A 14,950-nucleotide genomic window follows, 5' to 3' on the forward strand; every position below is an offset into this window, starting at 1 on the left:
GTCCTCGGACTGCCCTCTGCCAGGCTGCTCCGGGCCATGCCCGACGAAAGCCGCAATTTGCTTGCCGCATTGCTTATCGACCTGGCGAACGACGCCAAAAGACGTAGCGCCCGCAGCTGGGACGCCCGCAAGGTCTTCGTCGCAGCCTATTGGGCGACCGTTGCAGTCCATGCCCGGCATATCGCCCGGTTGCTGTGTCGCGGCGCTCGTAGCCGTCCGGCGCGAAATCCGTTTCGGGTCGTGCAACGAGGGTTTCCCGAACTTGCGGCCGCGGATTGGGCAGACGCCTCCCGCCTCTATTGCGAGCGGCGCGACACCCTTGACCTTGGCGCCAGCATGTATCCGGAAGGCTTGCTCCTGATCGGCGAAACAAAGGTCGGCCGGATCAGCTATAACGGCCGCATCTGGCAGCCGGGCGAATGGCAGGCGGATGATGCGCCGCTCTACGACAACCGCGTTGCCGCCGGCGCCTAGAGCGCCCTTCCAACGAGGCGGCTCCTCCCAATAGCTGGAGCTGACGTCCCGCCTCTCGCCTCTCGCCATTCAGGAGAACCCGCATGGGCACATCCCTTGCGCGCGGCTTCGCCTACGTCATCTCCGACCCGCAGCCCGCCATCGATGCCCGAGTGATGGCCGCGATCAGGGCGGGTGCATGGTTCGCCTTCAACCTTTCGGGCGGCAAGGATTCCACTGCCTCGGCGCATGCCGCGCTCGCGCTGCTCGATGCGATGGGCCATCCGCGCGATCGCCGGATCGCGATCCACGCAGACCTCGGCCGGGCGGAATGGCGCTCGACCCCGGCTATGGTTGCAGCGATCGCCGACAGGCTGCGGATTCCCCTGCTGGTTGTCAGCCGATCGGCAGGCGACATGGTGGCACGCTGGGAGCAACGCTTTCTCTCCGGCAAGCGCCGTTACGAGGCGCTCGAGACCTATAATCTCATCGGTCCATGGTCATCGGCATCGCTGCGTTTCTGCACGTCCGAACTGAAGATCCAAGTGATCGGCCCCGAGCTGGCGCGCCGCTACCGGGGTGAGACTATCGTTTCGGTGATCGGCCTGCGCCGCGACGAAAGCCCGAGCCGGCGCTCGACCCCGATTTCCCGAAGCGACGAACGCTTCGCAAAGCCAGGCAATGCCGCCGGTACGCGCATGCTCACCTGGTATCCGGCGGTCGATTGGAGTGCCGACGACGTATTCGGAATCCATGAGCGCCATAGCCTGCCGCTGCACGAAGCCTATGTCCGCTACCACACGAGCCGGCTGTCCTGTGCTTTCTGCGTGCTTGCATCGGCGCACGATCTGGCCGCCTCCGCCGATGCTCCCGGCAATCTCGATCTCTACCGCCATCTCGTCGCGATCGAGATCGACTCGACCTTCTCCTTCCAACCCCAGCGGTGGCTCGCCGATGTTGCGCCCCACTTGCTGTCGGCCGCTCATCTTCGAGAGGTCGCCCGTGCCAAAATACGGTCCCACGAGCGCCGGACGCTCGAAGCGGCAATGCCCCCGGAACTGCGGTTCGTGAAGGGCTGGCCACCGCGCATGCCGAGTGTGGTCGAGGCCTCGCGGATCGCGAAGGCGCGCGCGCCGATCCTCGCCCATCACGGCCTCGCTGACCATTTTCCCGACGCGCCCGCGGTCCAGGCACGCTTCGCAAACCTCCTCATCATGAAGGCCGAACGGTCCCGCTAGCGAGCCGGAGGGGAGGTTTCCTTTTTGAGAATGCGTCGGGCGTTGCCTGGCGATTCCCTTGCTGCCGGACGCGCAGCCCCATGCCCCCATTATCGAAGGAACAGCCAATGGACGTTATCGTCTCTCGGTCCCGCATCCCGGGCACTGCCTCGACCTACCACTATCGGACCCTCGTGCCGCTGGCCGAGGTCGCGGTTCCCCGACGCCTGCGCTGCGTCGTCATCCAGGCCCGGATCGCCAATGGACGGATTCCTTCGACCCGCATCGCCGACGTTGTAGCACCCGCGACCTGGTATGAGCGTGAGTTGGCGACCCCCTTGGACCTCGCGGCGCGCCTCAACCTGGTAGCGCGGCGAATCGAGGCGCTTATCATCCGCACCGTCTTTCCCGAGATGACCGCTCGGCTGACCCCGCTGATGCTCGCCCTCGATTTCGACCCTAGCGAAGCCAACTACCGGGTCGCCGTCGCCGATCTGAACGAAGCGTTCGACCGGCTCGCGCCAGGCATCGACATGCTGATGGCAGCCGATCTCGGCCTCTATCAGGGCTGCGACCTGCGCGCCGCCTGACATTGAAAGGACCCCGTCATGGCTCAATATTCCGAAGGCAGCCTCGAGACCGCCGCCTGCCTCTGGGAGGCGGTCCTGGCCCTGCGCGGCAGGCCGATCACGGATCCCGATGCGATCGGCCTCGCTCTCGCGATCGACAAAGCCTTCGATGCGCTCGGCACCGCTGCGCTGCGGCTGACTGTGGTTGGCTGGACCGATGCCGTCGAAGCCTCCTGGCGTGAAGCCCGGAACGACTATCCGCTCTGCTTCGACTGGGATTTCGTGCCGGCCTGGATCATCGACCACGTCGACTGGTCCGATCCGTTCCGCCCCACCGTGATCCCGAGGGGAGGGGGATGAGGAGCTGTGCGGCGGGGAATTGGTCTCCACCGCGCAGGAGCTGAATCCCATGTCCCTTCCCGCCACCATCCGGCCTGAGGTCGGCCAGTCGCTCATCACCAAGGTCTCGCGCCTGTTCAACGGCACGCTCGGCGACGTTCTGATGGAGCTTTTCCAGAACGCTCGCCGCGCCGGCGCGCGCGCGATCCATGTCGCCATCTACAATCTCCCTGCCGGCACTGCGCTGTCCATCTACGATGACGGCTGCGGCATCGACGATCCCGCCAATCTCCTGACGCTCGGCGATTCGGGCTGGGAGCAGGATATTCGCTCCCGCGAAGATCCCGCCGGTATGGGGGTATTCAGCCTCGCCGGCTGCGATGTGGTTGTCCGCTCCTGGTCGCGAGCGGCGGGACGGGGTTGGGCGGTCCATATTCCGACTGACGGCTGGGAAGGGGCTGTACCGCTCGCGATCAATTCGTGCGGGATCGTGCGCGGCACCGAGATCCAGATCACGCTGCCGACCGCATGGCAGGAACAGCTTGGGTCGGCGCTGCGGCTCGCCGCCCGATATTTCCCACTCCCCGTTCATTTCGAGGGCGCGCAGCTTCCGTGTGAGGACTTTCTCGCTGGCGCCGGGCACATCGAAGAATGGGAAGGCTGTCGCATCGGCATCTTCCACGACGGCACCACCGAGGCAGTCCACACTCCCCGGATCAATTTCCATGGCGTGACGGTCGCGTCCCGTCTTCCCACCCTGAGCGAAATCGAGAGTCCCCATACCTGGCGGGTCCGGGTTGATATCGTCGACGCGCCGGCGCTCCAGCTCGTGCTCCCAGCGCGCAAGGAAATGGTCGAAAACGACGCGCTGTCCCGGCTCAGGGAAGCGGCCGAGATCGCGCTTTATCGAGCCATCGCCCGCGAGAAATCTCACCAGCTCTCCTACAAGGCCTGGGCCCGGGCACGCGACCTTGGTGTCGCTCTTCCCGAAGCCGATCCCTGGCTCAATGTCTGGACGCCCAATATTGCCGATACGTCCAACCGATATCAGGGCGAGGCCGTTCGATCGGGCCCGATGATCATCATGTCCGATCACGAACCCGACATCGAAAATGCGCTTTCCCGCGCACTCGACAAGGAAACACCGCTCGGCGCTCCCCTCGTTCACGAGAATCGCGATTTTGAGGGCTATCGCTGGTACGACGAATTACCCCGTCTCCTCTCCTGCAGCTTCGTCTTGCAGCGCGGCGGCGTCTCCCATCGTTATGCCGATGACGTCGCTTTGCCCGACGATTTTGAATCCGGACCGGTCGAACAAATCTCCGCCGAGATCCTTCTGCGACCGGGCGGTCCATCACCGACCGAACCTGCCCTATACAGCATCCCGGCGGACATGCTGGTCTGCAACAATGGCTGCTGGACGCTCGACGAGGCGACCATACTCTTCGATGGCGGGGCCAACTTGCAGCCGGACGCGCTTGCCGACCTGATGCACGCCAGCCTGTTCTGTTATTCCGACGACTGCGAGCGCGACAGCTGGGATACGCAATCGCTCGAATTCGAGCGTGAAGCCCGCATTCTCGCCAACCTTTTGCTTCTAGGCGAGGAAGAGGCGCTGCTCGCCCGGCTGCGTGAAGCGGTCTTCGAGCACGTCCAGTGGCTCATCCCAGATGGCCGGTTCCTGACGATCTCTGCCGACAAGAACAGGCTCTCGCTCTCGCTCGATCAGGCGGCCTGACGCCATCGACCGAACCTCGCCCAAGCCCTCAGGGAGGAGATATCTCATGCGCCATGCCGCACTCTTTGTCTGCTCGACCGTCCATCTTCCCGTAGCCGAGCGTCGTCACATCGATCACCTGATTGCCGTCGCGCCGCGCGGGGCGGATGGACGTGTCGAGGTCGGTCATCCCGATCTGGTGATCGAGCCCTATGCCTATGGCTTCTTCGTCCACACCTGCGTCGTCGGGTGCGGCGGGGAAGCGCCCGACATCAGCCCGGAATTCTGGGCGATCCTGAAGGCGGCATTCGACAGGGATGCCTCCTGGGTCCTGTTCGACCGCGACGAGCCGGCCTGGTCCGAACTGCCCACCTTCCCCGACCCCGGCCATCCTGAGGAGCATCAGTCATGACCAGCGCCAGTTCGACACAGCCCAGTTCGTCCAAGCGAGCGGCACTTGCGTCCTTCGAACATGCCTACGCCGTTGCCGTTCGGATGCGGCATGAAACCGGCCGCCCACAATTCGTGCTGCGCACCGGCGATCCATTCCAGCCCTTTCGCGTCTCCAGCACCGGACCGCAGCCCCGCCAGGCGCTGATGACGCTCGTCGCCTGAGCCGTCGCTTGCATGTGCCGAAAACGGCGCTTTTCGATGAGGAATAGCGAAATGACCGATAGAATATCACACGGGCCCGCCGCCGAGCTGACCGACGATTCTCGCCCTGCCGTCCAATATCTCAACCTCACCGAGGACGAGTTCGTGGACAGGTTCCAGCCGGTGCCCAATCATCTGCTCGCGACCGCCGGTTTCGACTTTGGTCGGGGTGGGTGTCTGTTCGAAGCCTCCGACCCGGACCTCGCCTTCATCCGCTCCCAACCAATGGCGAATGTCTGGACAGTGATCGATGGCGACGAGTGCCTCGAGATCACCGATGGCATGCACACCGTCAATCGCCTCGGCTATCTCCTGACCGAGCAGCCATGTCCTCCCGACACAATGGTCAGCGTCCCGCTCGACTTCTGAGCGGCGGCACGCCGCGACTCCCACAGCCTCGGGAACCAGCCGACCGTCACATTCCGGTCGCGGGGCATCCGGGGGCAGCCACCACCCGTCACGCCGACACTCCTTCGGCGCCCCCGGCCTCGTTGCTGGAGATCAGCCATGTACGATCCGAAGCGTCCGCCGATCGAGGCGTCGAACGACGACGCCTGCCTTGCTGTCTTGCCCGGCGCCCCTGTCATTGCCGCCTGGGGCATGGGCGTCGACAGCACCGCAATGATCATCGAATGGGTTGCGCGGGGGCTGCCCCTGTCCGCAGTCCTCACCGCCGACACCGGAGTCGAACGCGAGGAGACATATGCCTTTCTGCCGATCTTCCAGCGCTGGATGGACCGGCACCATATCGAGCATCATGTCGTGCGCTATGTGCCAAAGCGCTTCAAGCACTGGCCGCCCTATTTCTCGCTGCTTGAAAACTGCCTTACCAACGCGACATTGCCGTCGATCAGTTTCGGCCGCCACAGTTGCAGTCAAAAATGGAAAATACAGCCGCAAGATCAATGGGTTAATGGATGGTGGCCTGCGCAGAAAATATGGGCCGAAGGCGGCAAGGTTGTCAAGCTCATCGGCTATGATAGCTCGCCCGCCGATAGCCGCCGCTATGCCCATCGCGAAGGCCATATCAGCGACCTCTACGACTATCATTATCCGCTGCGCGAATGGCGCTGGGACAGGGATGCCTGTATCGCCCGCATTCGCGCCGAAGGTCTACCGGTACCGATCAAGTCCGCTTGCTGGCTCTGCCTGGCACAGAAAACCAGCGAGTTGATGAGCCTCCCGCGCTGGTGTCTTCGCCTGATCATATTGGTGGAGGCTCGCGCCGCGCCGCGCCTCGTGACGGTCGAGGGTCTATGGCGGAAGACGACGCGTGAGCGCCCCGGCTCGATGACCCGGTTCATCCGCGAACGCGCTCTGCTGCCCGCTTCCGAAATAGACGCCATCATTGCCGGCGCTCCGGTCGATCTGATCGACTTCCAAAGCGTCGCGGCCCAGATCCCGCTCGCCGAACGTCCGACGATGCGGGACTGGATCGACCGCTTCAATGCGGGGGTCGAGCGCCTCGCGGCATGACGATCCCGCCAATCTGTCTGCAACTGTTGTTGACGGCCGGACAGCATCGCCGAAAAACTGCCTCGATGCGACTTATCGACGAACTGGCCGCAAAGAGGCTCTATTATCACCGGCCACTCCCGACATTGCCGGATATCCTGCTGATCGACATCCCACCTCGCTTTTCGGGAGGAGGCTTGGCACTCGGCCGCTACTATCCTGTCATCCTCGAAAGCCTCTCGGAGATGCACGAATTCGAGGCACATCTGTGCGAGTCGCGGATGACCCTTGAAGCGCCTGCTCTTCTCGACCGACGCCCGTCTGGCCTGCGAACCACCGACATCATTTTCGCTCGCTATGAGCCCCAGGTACCGAACTGGCCCTGGCTGCTGATATGTTTTTGGCCGCGATCCTACACCGCCATGGTATCGCCCTCAGCCGACACCTTCGCGCGGGGTAGCTATACCATCGATGCCTATTCCACGGCTGGAGAACTCACGGACGCGGAGCTGAAACTTCTCGCCACGCTCGGCCCCGAACAAGCCCGCATCGTTCGCTCGGTGGCAACCCGCCTCGGAAACGCCTGAAGCCATGCGTCGCGCTACGCCGCAAGGTCAATGCGCGCGAGCATGTCGAAGATGAAGGGTGGCAACGACGCGATGATACCGGTGACGGCCGCGTCAGTGACGATAACCGAGCACGGCCGCGATCGGTAGCGCCATGTCGGCCCGGCGCTTCATCAAATCCGCAAGCCAGACGAGATGCGCCGCCGCGTCTGCCAATGGCAATTCGCAAACTTCGTCGAATAGTTCATGCTGATAGGCGAGGTTGCGACCCAAAACATCACGCAGCCGAACGCGGGCCGGACTATCCTCCTCCTCGATCCCCGCATTCGCCTCTCGGGCGGCATCGAGAAACGCCTCGGCCATCTCCTGCGCCTCATAATAGCCGCCGTCCAGACCCTCACTCGCCGCAAGGCTCGCCAGCCTGCGGCGAACCAGCGACAGGTCTGGATCGACTGCCGCATCGTCCAGCGGCAAATTATAATCATAGCTGGCAAGATAATCGCGGATCATAGCGGGACTCCTCAGCGTGCCTGAGAACATAAAATGAACAAGATTGCAAGTCTGAGCGCGCCTATGCCATGCGGGGCTAATGTCTGTTTCGTCTTTTTTGCCGATTCCCCCTTTGGCAGTCTCCATTCTGGAGGCACTCGCCCGTGACTGACAGCAGGGCACCGTTGCGATTGCACGGAATACTGCGCGTCAACGAGCGCGGCCTGTTTCTGGAGGTGGAGGAGGGGCCTCTCTGGCGCCTTCAAACAGACTCGGATCTTCGGACGCATCAGGATCGGCCGGTTCGGATCGAGGCTTGGCAACGCGGAGCAAGCGTCCTCGAATTGCTGTGGATCGGTCCGGCCTGATGGCCGGATGATCCCGGTAGGGGCCGAACTATGCCTCAGATGATGGCGGAAGCCAGTCGCGCAGCAGCGTCGCCCAATTCTCCTCACCCTCGCCGCCGGTCGTACCTGGACCCCCGGCTGACTTCGCGTAGATGCGCTCATGTTCCGATGCCATTTCGGTGGTCACCTGCGCCATGAACGTATGAAGATCGTGAATATTTTCGGACATTCCCGCAAGCTGAAGCGGATCAGGATCAAGTCCAGCAATCTGCCAGGAAATGCTCGGGAATCTCCTCTATATAGCACTGATGGCACTCTCCGACGTAATCACGCCGAAAACGATCTACTCCTATGCCGAAGCCTGCGTGCAGGTCGCGCGGACGTCACTTCGCCTGGGACGGGAGGGGTATCGCTACGCGATCATACCGAGCCGCGGCGCCGCTCCGATCGAGCAGGCTGCCAATTCCTATTTCCATGCCGTGGTCAAGGCAGCGACCCGGGGTCGGCACCACCGCCAGCTCATGAGCCAGTATTTAACCAGCCCTTTGAGCGCGGAACTCTATCTCCCGTTCACCGCCGACAGCTGCGACGAGATGGAGGATATCTCTTCCAGGCAGGTTCGCACCTTCTGGGCCAAGGTCCTCGCCGCCATCATCCGCGGCGACCTCGAGGATCCGCATTACCGCTTTTTCGCCTTCACCCGGGACAATATCTGCCGCGTCGGGTTCAAGGTGGGGCATGAGGACAATGTCCGCTCCCAGAAATTCGTCTTTCTCGACACCGTCGTCTCGGGCCGGGCGATTACAGAGATCATCGACGCCTTCGAGGCCGAAGGCCTCACGCAATGTCACTACATCCTTGTCGTGGATCTCCAGGGTGAGAAGCTGGAGCGCCCATATCGCTTGAAACTGGAGCAGCTTCAGCGCGGCGGGCGCGCCACGTTGCTCTTCGTCGATACGCTGTTCACCGAAGACCAGGGGCCGGCCGTCAGTGGCATCTGGTGCCTGTCCTGCCCGGAACTGATGACGGTCGCGCGCAATGAGATCAGCGCCTTCGGCGATCACGGCTCAATCGGGGCAGGCGTTTATTATCACGAGGTCAGGGCGCGCGCCGATAACTCGAATGTCTCAGTGACCGTCGGGATCGCGAAGCTCTACCATCTGTTGTGGACAGCCGTCCAGATCGTCGCGTCACCTGAAGAGCTACTGGACGATTTGCATCAGTTGGAAATGCTCGACGAGGCCTATGATCCGGATTGGCAACTCCTGCGGCCCAAGCTGTACGGACGGCAATTCGATCTCGACGTCGAACTCTATCTCGATCACATCGACCAGCACACGCTCTTTGATAAGGGCACGACGCACCGGATCGCGTCTCCCAAGTTGCTGGATGCCGCCGTCGCCAAACCGCGCATCGAGGTATCGAGCTCGCACGCGCTGCGCATGCATTTCAGCCGAGATGAAGCGGCACAGCTTGTCCGGCAGTTCCGGGATACGCTTCCAGCCTGAGCCGCCAGAAGGGCGCGAAGGCAGAAGGATGCCCAGGGCAACGGCCGCATGTCTGTTTATTCCGCAAGCCGACATTCGATGCCGAACCAAGAATGACGGCTTATCCCCAATCTCTACCACGAATGCGGTCAGACTGGGGACGCGCCATCTCTCAAATTAGACGACTGAGATACTGCGCATAAGGCGGGTTCGTCACCGCCAGGGGCAGGGGATCGGCCAGGCCCCAGAACTTCGTGGTAGCCCAGATATAGCGACCAAGGTCCGCCTCCCGAATACGGACATGCTCGCTTGCCACCGGCGTTCCGGGGAGGAGATCGTGATAATCGACGGCGTGTTCATCCCAAAGGTCCGGGGCGATCGCGCGCAGCCTTTCGCAAGACCGCCCCTCTCCATGGCGCACGACATTGGCGACCACGAACATCTGCGTCAGCGCCTCCCCGAGACCATCAACCGCAAGATCGATACCGGCCTGTTCGGCACAGCCGCCGAGCAATGGTTCAAAGCCGGTGAGCCTGCCCATGTCGGCAATCCCCGCATCCTGCGTCGCGCGCGCCCAGCGGCTCATTTGTCGCTCGAACAAACCGGCGAGGGTAAGGACAAACGCCTTGGCCGCCTCATTTGCAGTATAATTGTCGACCTGCGCAGCGGCCCGATCGAGAAACTGGTCAAGGCTATCTGCCTCTCCGGTCTCCAGCACGGCATGGGACGGCAGGTTCTCCATCACGGGGAGGATCACGCGTTCGAAGAACCGGCCGAGATTGGCCTGAAAGATCCTTGGTAACTGCTCCACCGTCGACATTCTCGGTATCCCCTCGCGCGGTTCCATGTGCCCCCCGAAGTGTGAAGCTTTCTCGCTTCCTTGCAAGTCATCACAGCCTCGCTGTGATGGTGTCGATGCGATACAGATGGACACCATCAATGACGCAGGGGGAATGCGTGACAAGAGCCAAAGGCGATGCTCACCGCCAATCTTCAAGAAAGCCCTATAATGAGCGCACCGACCTTGAAAAGCTCCAGTCACAATGGACCAAATTGTCGGGGTTTCATTGGCGCGATGAACCATCCGCGGCGATCGTGCGCTGCGCCACGGCTGCGGAAATCGCCGCCAACTATGCGGTACGCACCGAGTGGGGCAAAAAGACCCAGTTCGATGCCGCCATCGTCGACCAGTTCCTCCGATGGGCAAATGGTCTCCCGCTGAAGGTCGAGCGCCTGTTCGTCCCCGTTTTCTTTGCGACCCCCAGGACAAGCCCAACCGCACGCGCCCTGATCAGCTCGGCGGGCAAGATCAACACCGTCCGCAATGCCGTCGTCCACCAAGGTTCCTTCAGCAACAAGGATGAGGCCGAGGCGGTGATTGCGGAGGCCAAATCCTTCATTAACATGATCGTCCGCCTCTCGATCGACGGTTTCGATATCGACGCACAGGCCGCATCGGTCAGGACAGTGGGCACTGCCGATAGCGCGCCTCAGTGACCGCCGGCCGGCCCAAGCGGCACCATTATGTGCCGCAATTCTATCTCCGTCGCTTTGCCTGCCCGGACGATGCGAACAAGGTTCGCGTGGTCGAACGTCATGGCAATATCCTCGCGATCGACCGTAAATCCATCGATCGCATCGGCTATGAGGACGCCCTCCACGACTATGTCGAAGACGGCGCGGCCGCCTCTATCGAAGGCCCGATCAACCATATGATCGAGACGCCCTTCTCCAACAGTCCGACATGGAAGAAGATCGCCAAAGGTGCCTGCACGAACCTCGCCGAGGCCGACAAGGTCCCGATTTATGGGTTTGCCCGTCATCTCCAACGTCGCAACATTGAGACCTAGCGCTTCATCGAGGCTGAGTCCGCCCGCTTGGCGGGTGCTGCCCTCGACGGCGACCTGACCGAGGAGGATCGCGAGATGCACGCATGGATCACGGCATCCGCCGACAATGCCCATGCCCTCTTCCGAGAGGGCGCCATGGACACGAATATTCCCGAGGACGCCGACGCCATCAACGTCATGGTCTGCCATTCGCCGATCCCTTTGCGAACCTCAACCAACCCGACGCTGATGATCTCTGCGCCGGGTCATCAATCCATCTTCGGTGCCTTCTTCACCGACCTGCGAACCTGGTGGCTCACGCTCGATCGATATTGCGGCGCCTTCATCGTCGCCGGTGGTCCGCCCGGCTTCAGCAATTTGCCCATGCCGGCAGACGCCGCCCGCATGATCAACCAGCACTATCTGGTCCAGCACGGCAACAGCATGACGGTCCGCTACCTCCTCGCCGACGATCCCTATCTCGATGACGATCTTGTATGGGCTGGCTATGGTTTCGAGCGGTCTACGACCCACGGTGCCCGGTGGCGCAAGCTTGTCACGGGGCAATGATCCGGCACCTGGGATCCAGCACATTGCAGTAGGGTCCGCCGCCGGTTTGGCGTGAAGGCCGGGCATTTCGGGATCGCACGCCGGGCGATTGACGACAGGATCGGCATACCGAGGTCGGGCGGATGCCCGCTAAGGCGGGCACCGGGCTCTATCTCCGCTTCGCTCCGACCAAGCCCCCTGCGGGTCTTGGCCCCTGACGGGGTAACGATCCCTTCCGCAGGGGCACGGGGCAGGAGAGGCGTTCATCCCGAGGCGTCAGGATGAGCGGCACGACCACCGCAATGCAGGCTTCGCCTAAGGAATCGCGCTAGTCGCGCGATGCGGATCGTGGAGCCAGCAGACAAGCCATCACCCCCTTCGCCGCCCTCGCAGGATCCGTGCGTTGCAGGACGGGTTTCGTCCGCAAGAATTGCGTCGGGACAAAGCTACGCTAGGCGAAAAGGGGCCGGCGATATTTGTCTGTTTTCAACAGAAGCGCCGGCCCCTTTTCGCCAAGCTTCGCTAGAGCCCCTCCCGTGCTTCTTGCGGACAAGAGCCCCGCCCTGCGCCTTCGGACCTGCGAGGGCGGCTCCGGGTGCGATGACTTGTCAGCCGGCCCACGCTCCCTTTCCATTCAAGCAGAACCGGCCGCAAGCGGCCGGTGCGTCTTCGTTATTTGTGGGCCGCTGACGCGGCCGTTCGATGCTCGGGCTCACCAGGTACGATGGATTTCTGTCAAGTAATCAATGACATAGAAGTAATGGAGGGGAGGGAGTAGGGTTCTGATGTGGCCGGGAAAGAGAAACGGGCCACAGCACAGAGAAAGGATGGAGTCATGAAGATCGGTAGCTTCAAATTCGACGAACGCGCGAGCGATATTATCGGCAAGATCGCCACTCGTGAGATGCGCTTTCCTTACCTTATCATGCGCCGCGTCGAGGATCGACAGAGCGACAGCGCCCCCGTCTATGAGATTTACGAGACGAACCGCGCGGGCGACGAAATCCAGATCGGGGTGGTCTGGGAACGCCGCATGAAGTCCAATGACGAGGTGTTCCTGTCCGGCATGGTGGACGATCCGAGCTTCCGCGAGCCGCTTCCCATCGCTCTTTTCGGGGACGAGACGAACGGCTTTGATGTCCAGTGGCGGCGCGAACGCGAGCGCGACAGCCAAGGCGGCGGCTTTGGTGGACGGTCGGGCAGCGGCCAGCGGTCGGGCGGTTTCGGCGGACGGTCGGGCGGCGGCTTCTCCGGCGGCAGCACCGCAGGACCGGACGGCGGCTATACCGGCGGCGGTCGAAGCCTAGACGATGAGGTGCCCTTCTAAGCGGCACGAACAGACGGACCGGGGGAGCGCTGGAACGCTTCCCCGGCCCTGAACCGTCATCCCGTCACAAGGAATCAGCCCATGAGCAAGCCAACGGCCTTGCGCAGCGTTAGCAGCTTTGCCGACCTGCCGGAACTCTATGCCGAACTCACCGCCACACCCGATTTCGTGGCATCCTTCGGCGATCCCTTACCCCTCACCATCATCGAACCGGACGAGGAACCGGGCGAATTTCTCATGCCCGATCCCATCGCGGCGCAGGCGGAATGCGGTGGCATCATCGCCGCCATTTTCGACCTGCTAGGCGATACCCGACTGGACCCGCTCGCCCCCGAACTCGCATGGGGTTTCGTCAACAGCTTCCATTTCGTGGCGAACAAGCTGGAAGGCCGCGAGGACAGGCTGGCCGATACCATCCGCGACATGGCCCGCCGTCTGGAGCCGGGCGAGGTGTTCAACAAGGAACTGGAGGACACCCAGCTTGAGTGCCAGTCGGTCGCGGAACAGCGCGCCGCCATGGAAGCCATGCGCGACTATGCGGCGGCAATGTATCGCGCCTATGCCGGTCGCCCATGGTCGCCCGCCAAGGGTTCGCGCGCGTCCCATGTCACCACCGCCAGCCAGATTTCGGCGCTCGACTTCCTGCGCGCAAGGTCCGAACGGCGGCGCGACCGATACGACCCGCAAGGCCCCGTCGTCGTCGTTTCCGGCCCGCAGGACTGGCACGATTGGCGCATCATCTGGAATCGGCTCGACCAGATCAGGGCGCGCATTCCCCATATGGTGCTTGTCACCACCGGGCAACGCGCCGGAGTGGATGCAGCCGCCGCCGCATGGGCCGCACAGCGAGGCGTTATCTGCATCGCCTTCGGTCTCTATGGGCGCGGCAACGGAAAAGCATTCAAGCGCAATCGCAACATCGCCGAGCTTATGCCGGTGGAAGCGCTCTTGTGCGAAGGCTCCGGCATCCAGTCGAGCCTCTATGACCTGTTCAACCCGCAACAGGGACACCGTGTCCCGACCCATGTTTTCATGCGGGCAGATCAGGCGCCCGATGTGCCGATCAAGAAGAAGCGCCGCGTCATAGCTGCCTGATCGGGAAGCCACCAAGAGAAGGGCCGGGGCGGGAAACCGCTCCCGGCCCCTTGTCGTGCCTTTGGCACGAGCGGGGGAAACCCGAACGGTTTTCCCCGCACCGCTCCTTTTGCCGGCGTGCCGCCCGCCAACGTCGCTCCCCTTTCCGCTAAGGATGAACAGCCGTTGAGGCGTCATCCCCGCCAGCCGGGGCAACAACCGCGCGCTTGCGAGACCCACCGGGAGACGCTTCCGCCTGGACGCCCGGTGCCGTCAGCCCCTTTAGCGCGGAAATCGCAGCGCTTCCGCCAACCCGGATCGCTTGGCCGATCACATCGCGAAACTCTCGCTCGCTCAACCGTTCGACCGGCAATTCCGTCACCAGTTTCCCATAATGCGCGCGCAATCCACGCCGCACCGTTTCGGCTTCCCGCGCGAGATTGTGCTGGTCGGCCTCGATCTTCGCCAACCGTTCGCGTTCCGTCATCTTGGGCATTCTTAGACTCCTTGCTCAAGGAGGTCTGCCCGCCAGCACCGACTATCCATCAAGGACCATCGCCATGCAATGCCTTCCCTGCATCGGGAACAACATCGCTCCACCACAGGCACTCGGCTGGGGAGCCTCCCCGCCGACGAGAATCGACGGGCGCAGCGGGCAAGCGCGCTGCGGAGGAGGGACGCACGCCGGAGGCGAGTGTAATGCACCCCACGCACGGGTGCTGCGGGGATGAATCGCCCGGATTTCCGCCATTTTTGCCGGGCACAGGATGGCTGTCGATCTGGCACTGAACGGCTGCCGCCGGCAGCCAGCCACTGGCTGTGCCGCACTTAAGCGGTTGATCTGCCTTGGCACTTAGTGGCTGCCACCGGCAGTTTCG

The 14,950-nt window shown here is 62.7% G+C and carries 21 protein-coding genes; 17 read left to right on the forward strand and 4 right to left on the reverse strand.

What is annotated here, in order from left to right; genetic code table 11:
- Positions 1 to 36 precede the first annotated feature (36 nt).
- The 10 genes from KNJ79_RS09560 to KNJ79_RS09605 all read left to right on the forward strand — a co-directional run bounded on the left by KNJ79_RS09560 (position 37) and on the right by KNJ79_RS09605 (position 6,991).
- On the forward strand, positions 37 to 474 hold the full coding sequence (locus tag KNJ79_RS09560) for a hypothetical protein (RefSeq protein WP_317153757.1): 438 nt from the start codon (positions 37 to 39) through the stop codon (positions 472 to 474).
- An 83-nt stretch (positions 475 to 557) separates the two neighbouring features.
- Complete coding sequence (locus KNJ79_RS09565) at positions 558 to 1,691, forward strand: phosphoadenosine phosphosulfate reductase domain-containing protein (RefSeq protein ID WP_317153758.1); 1,134 nt, start codon at positions 558 to 560, stop codon at positions 1,689 to 1,691.
- 107 nt (positions 1,692 to 1,798) lie between these two features.
- Entirely contained in the window at positions 1,799 to 2,260 is a 462-nt protein-coding gene (locus KNJ79_RS09570) for a hypothetical protein (protein ID WP_317153759.1), read from the forward strand.
- Between the two features lie 18 nt (positions 2,261 to 2,278).
- A complete protein-coding gene (locus KNJ79_RS09575) occupies positions 2,279 to 2,599 on the forward strand; it encodes a hypothetical protein (protein WP_317153760.1) in 321 nt (106 codons plus the stop codon).
- A gap of 49 nt (positions 2,600 to 2,648) precedes the next feature.
- The gene (locus KNJ79_RS09580) at positions 2,649 to 4,316 is read left to right on the forward strand and encodes an ATP-binding protein (protein WP_317153761.1); all 1,668 of its coding nucleotides are present in this window, start codon (positions 2,649 to 2,651) and stop codon (positions 4,314 to 4,316) included.
- Between the two features lie 46 nt (positions 4,317 to 4,362).
- On the forward strand, positions 4,363 to 4,707 hold the full coding sequence (locus tag KNJ79_RS09585; protein WP_317153762.1) for a DUF5983 family protein: 345 nt from the start codon (positions 4,363 to 4,365) through the stop codon (positions 4,705 to 4,707).
- Positions 4,704 to 4,910, forward strand: coding sequence for a hypothetical protein (locus tag KNJ79_RS09590; RefSeq protein ID WP_317153763.1), 207 nt, complete (start codon positions 4,704 to 4,706; stop codon positions 4,908 to 4,910). The genes KNJ79_RS09585 and KNJ79_RS09590 overlap by 4 nt, the downstream gene beginning before the upstream one ends.
- Before the next feature lie 51 nt (positions 4,911 to 4,961).
- On the forward strand, positions 4,962 to 5,318 hold the full coding sequence (locus KNJ79_RS09595) for a hypothetical protein (protein WP_317153764.1): 357 nt from the start codon (positions 4,962 to 4,964) through the stop codon (positions 5,316 to 5,318).
- 138 nt (positions 5,319 to 5,456) lie between these two features.
- Positions 5,457 to 6,425: a hypothetical protein gene (locus KNJ79_RS09600; protein ID WP_317153765.1), complete on the forward strand. Its 969-nt coding sequence runs from the start codon at positions 5,457 to 5,459 to the stop codon at positions 6,423 to 6,425.
- Entirely contained in the window at positions 6,422 to 6,991 is a 570-nt protein-coding gene (locus KNJ79_RS09605; protein ID WP_317153766.1) for a hypothetical protein, read from the forward strand. The genes KNJ79_RS09600 and KNJ79_RS09605 overlap by 4 nt, the downstream gene beginning before the upstream one ends.
- 93 nt (positions 6,992 to 7,084) lie before the next feature.
- Here the strand turns inward: KNJ79_RS09605 and KNJ79_RS09610 are convergent, their stop codons facing one another.
- Positions 7,085 to 7,480 carry a hypothetical protein gene (locus tag KNJ79_RS09610; protein WP_317153767.1) on the reverse strand — a complete coding sequence of 132 codons (396 nt, stop codon included), beginning with the start codon at positions 7,478 to 7,480 and terminating at the stop codon, positions 7,085 to 7,087.
- Between the two features lie 143 nt (positions 7,481 to 7,623).
- Between KNJ79_RS09610 and KNJ79_RS22510 the strand changes: the two genes are divergently transcribed.
- The gene (locus tag KNJ79_RS22510; protein WP_394357164.1) at positions 7,624 to 7,827 is read left to right on the forward strand and encodes a DUF5818 domain-containing protein; all 204 of its coding nucleotides are present in this window, start codon (positions 7,624 to 7,626) and stop codon (positions 7,825 to 7,827) included.
- A gap of 28 nt (positions 7,828 to 7,855) precedes the next feature.
- Here KNJ79_RS22510 and KNJ79_RS09615 read toward each other — a convergent pair whose 3' ends face one another.
- Positions 7,856 to 8,035, reverse strand: coding sequence for a hypothetical protein (locus KNJ79_RS09615; protein ID WP_317153768.1), 180 nt, complete (start codon positions 8,033 to 8,035; stop codon positions 7,856 to 7,858).
- Between the two features lie 79 nt (positions 8,036 to 8,114).
- Here KNJ79_RS09615 and KNJ79_RS09620 point away from each other — a divergent pair, with 79 nt between their 5' ends.
- Positions 8,115 to 9,314: a hypothetical protein gene (locus KNJ79_RS09620; protein WP_317153769.1), complete on the forward strand. Its 1,200-nt coding sequence runs from the start codon at positions 8,115 to 8,117 to the stop codon at positions 9,312 to 9,314.
- A 151-nt stretch (positions 9,315 to 9,465) separates the two neighbouring features.
- Here KNJ79_RS09620 and KNJ79_RS09625 read toward each other — a convergent pair whose 3' ends face one another.
- On the reverse strand, positions 9,466 to 10,140 hold the full coding sequence (locus KNJ79_RS09625) for a hypothetical protein (RefSeq protein ID WP_317153770.1): 675 nt from the start codon (positions 10,138 to 10,140) through the stop codon (positions 9,466 to 9,468).
- A 59-nt stretch (positions 10,141 to 10,199) separates the two neighbouring features.
- Between KNJ79_RS09625 and KNJ79_RS09630 the strand changes: the two genes are divergently transcribed.
- The 5 genes from KNJ79_RS09630 (at position 10,200) to KNJ79_RS09650 (ending at position 14,093) form a co-directional block, all read left to right on the forward strand.
- A complete protein-coding gene (locus KNJ79_RS09630; RefSeq protein ID WP_317153900.1) occupies positions 10,200 to 10,790 on the forward strand; it encodes a hypothetical protein in 591 nt (196 codons plus the stop codon).
- Complete coding sequence (locus tag KNJ79_RS09635; RefSeq protein WP_317153771.1) at positions 10,787 to 11,143, forward strand: DUF4238 domain-containing protein; 357 nt, start codon at positions 10,787 to 10,789, stop codon at positions 11,141 to 11,143. Before KNJ79_RS09630 ends, KNJ79_RS09635 begins: the two co-directional genes overlap by 4 nt.
- 27 nt (positions 11,144 to 11,170) lie before the next feature.
- The gene (locus KNJ79_RS09640; RefSeq protein WP_317153772.1) at positions 11,171 to 11,692 is read left to right on the forward strand and encodes a hypothetical protein; all 522 of its coding nucleotides are present in this window, start codon (positions 11,171 to 11,173) and stop codon (positions 11,690 to 11,692) included.
- Between the two features lie 814 nt (positions 11,693 to 12,506).
- On the forward strand, positions 12,507 to 12,998 hold the full coding sequence (locus KNJ79_RS09645) for a DUF736 domain-containing protein (protein WP_317153773.1): 492 nt from the start codon (positions 12,507 to 12,509) through the stop codon (positions 12,996 to 12,998).
- Positions 12,999 to 13,079: 81 nt separating this feature from the next.
- Complete coding sequence (locus KNJ79_RS09650; RefSeq protein WP_317153774.1) at positions 13,080 to 14,093, forward strand: DUF2493 domain-containing protein; 1,014 nt, start codon at positions 13,080 to 13,082, stop codon at positions 14,091 to 14,093.
- Between the two features lie 148 nt (positions 14,094 to 14,241).
- On the opposite strand, the gene KNJ79_RS09655 is transcribed toward KNJ79_RS09650, so the two are convergent.
- Positions 14,242 to 14,568, reverse strand: coding sequence for a hypothetical protein (locus KNJ79_RS09655; RefSeq protein ID WP_317153775.1), 327 nt, complete (start codon positions 14,566 to 14,568; stop codon positions 14,242 to 14,244).
- Between the last annotated feature and the right edge of the window lie 382 nt (positions 14,569 to 14,950).

Origin of the sequence: Sphingopyxis indica, from assembly GCF_032879645.1 — a bacterium.
Taxonomy (GTDB): domain Bacteria; phylum Pseudomonadota; class Alphaproteobacteria; order Sphingomonadales; family Sphingomonadaceae; genus Sphingopyxis; species Sphingopyxis indica.

Coding starts and splice junctions, on each gene's coding strand:
- KNJ79_RS09575 (WP_317153760.1), top strand. CDS start 2,279: ATGGCTCAATATTCCGAAGGCAGCCTCGAGACCGCCGCCTGCCTCTGG.
- KNJ79_RS09605 (WP_317153766.1), top strand. CDS start 6,422: ATGACGATCCCGCCAATCTGTCTGCAACTGTTGTTGACGGCCGGACAG.
- KNJ79_RS09630 (WP_317153900.1), top strand. CDS start 10,200: ATGGTGTCGATGCGATACAGATGGACACCATCAATGACGCAGGGGGAA.
- KNJ79_RS09580 (WP_317153761.1), top strand. CDS start 2,649: ATGTCCCTTCCCGCCACCATCCGGCCTGAGGTCGGCCAGTCGCTCATC.
- KNJ79_RS09590 (WP_317153763.1), top strand. CDS start 4,704: ATGACCAGCGCCAGTTCGACACAGCCCAGTTCGTCCAAGCGAGCGGCA.
- KNJ79_RS09565 (WP_317153758.1), top strand. CDS start 558: ATGGGCACATCCCTTGCGCGCGGCTTCGCCTACGTCATCTCCGACCCG.
- KNJ79_RS09620 (WP_317153769.1), top strand. CDS start 8,115: ATGGCACTCTCCGACGTAATCACGCCGAAAACGATCTACTCCTATGCC.
- KNJ79_RS09610 (WP_317153767.1), bottom strand. CDS start 7,480: ATGATCCGCGATTATCTTGCCAGCTATGATTATAATTTGCCGCTGGAC.
- KNJ79_RS09615 (WP_317153768.1), bottom strand. CDS start 8,035: ATGTCCGAAAATATTCACGATCTTCATACGTTCATGGCGCAGGTGACC.
- KNJ79_RS09655 (WP_317153775.1), bottom strand. CDS start 14,568: ATGCCCAAGATGACGGAACGCGAACGGTTGGCGAAGATCGAGGCCGAC.
- KNJ79_RS09645 (WP_317153773.1), top strand. CDS start 12,507: ATGAAGATCGGTAGCTTCAAATTCGACGAACGCGCGAGCGATATTATC.
- KNJ79_RS09560 (WP_317153757.1), top strand. CDS start 37: ATGCCCGACGAAAGCCGCAATTTGCTTGCCGCATTGCTTATCGACCTG.
- KNJ79_RS09585 (WP_317153762.1), top strand. CDS start 4,363: ATGCGCCATGCCGCACTCTTTGTCTGCTCGACCGTCCATCTTCCCGTA.
- KNJ79_RS09595 (WP_317153764.1), top strand. CDS start 4,962: ATGACCGATAGAATATCACACGGGCCCGCCGCCGAGCTGACCGACGAT.
- KNJ79_RS09625 (WP_317153770.1), bottom strand. CDS start 10,140: ATGGAACCGCGCGAGGGGATACCGAGAATGTCGACGGTGGAGCAGTTA.
- KNJ79_RS09570 (WP_317153759.1), top strand. CDS start 1,799: ATGGACGTTATCGTCTCTCGGTCCCGCATCCCGGGCACTGCCTCGACC.
- KNJ79_RS09650 (WP_317153774.1), top strand. CDS start 13,080: ATGAGCAAGCCAACGGCCTTGCGCAGCGTTAGCAGCTTTGCCGACCTG.
- KNJ79_RS09600 (WP_317153765.1), top strand. CDS start 5,457: ATGTACGATCCGAAGCGTCCGCCGATCGAGGCGTCGAACGACGACGCC.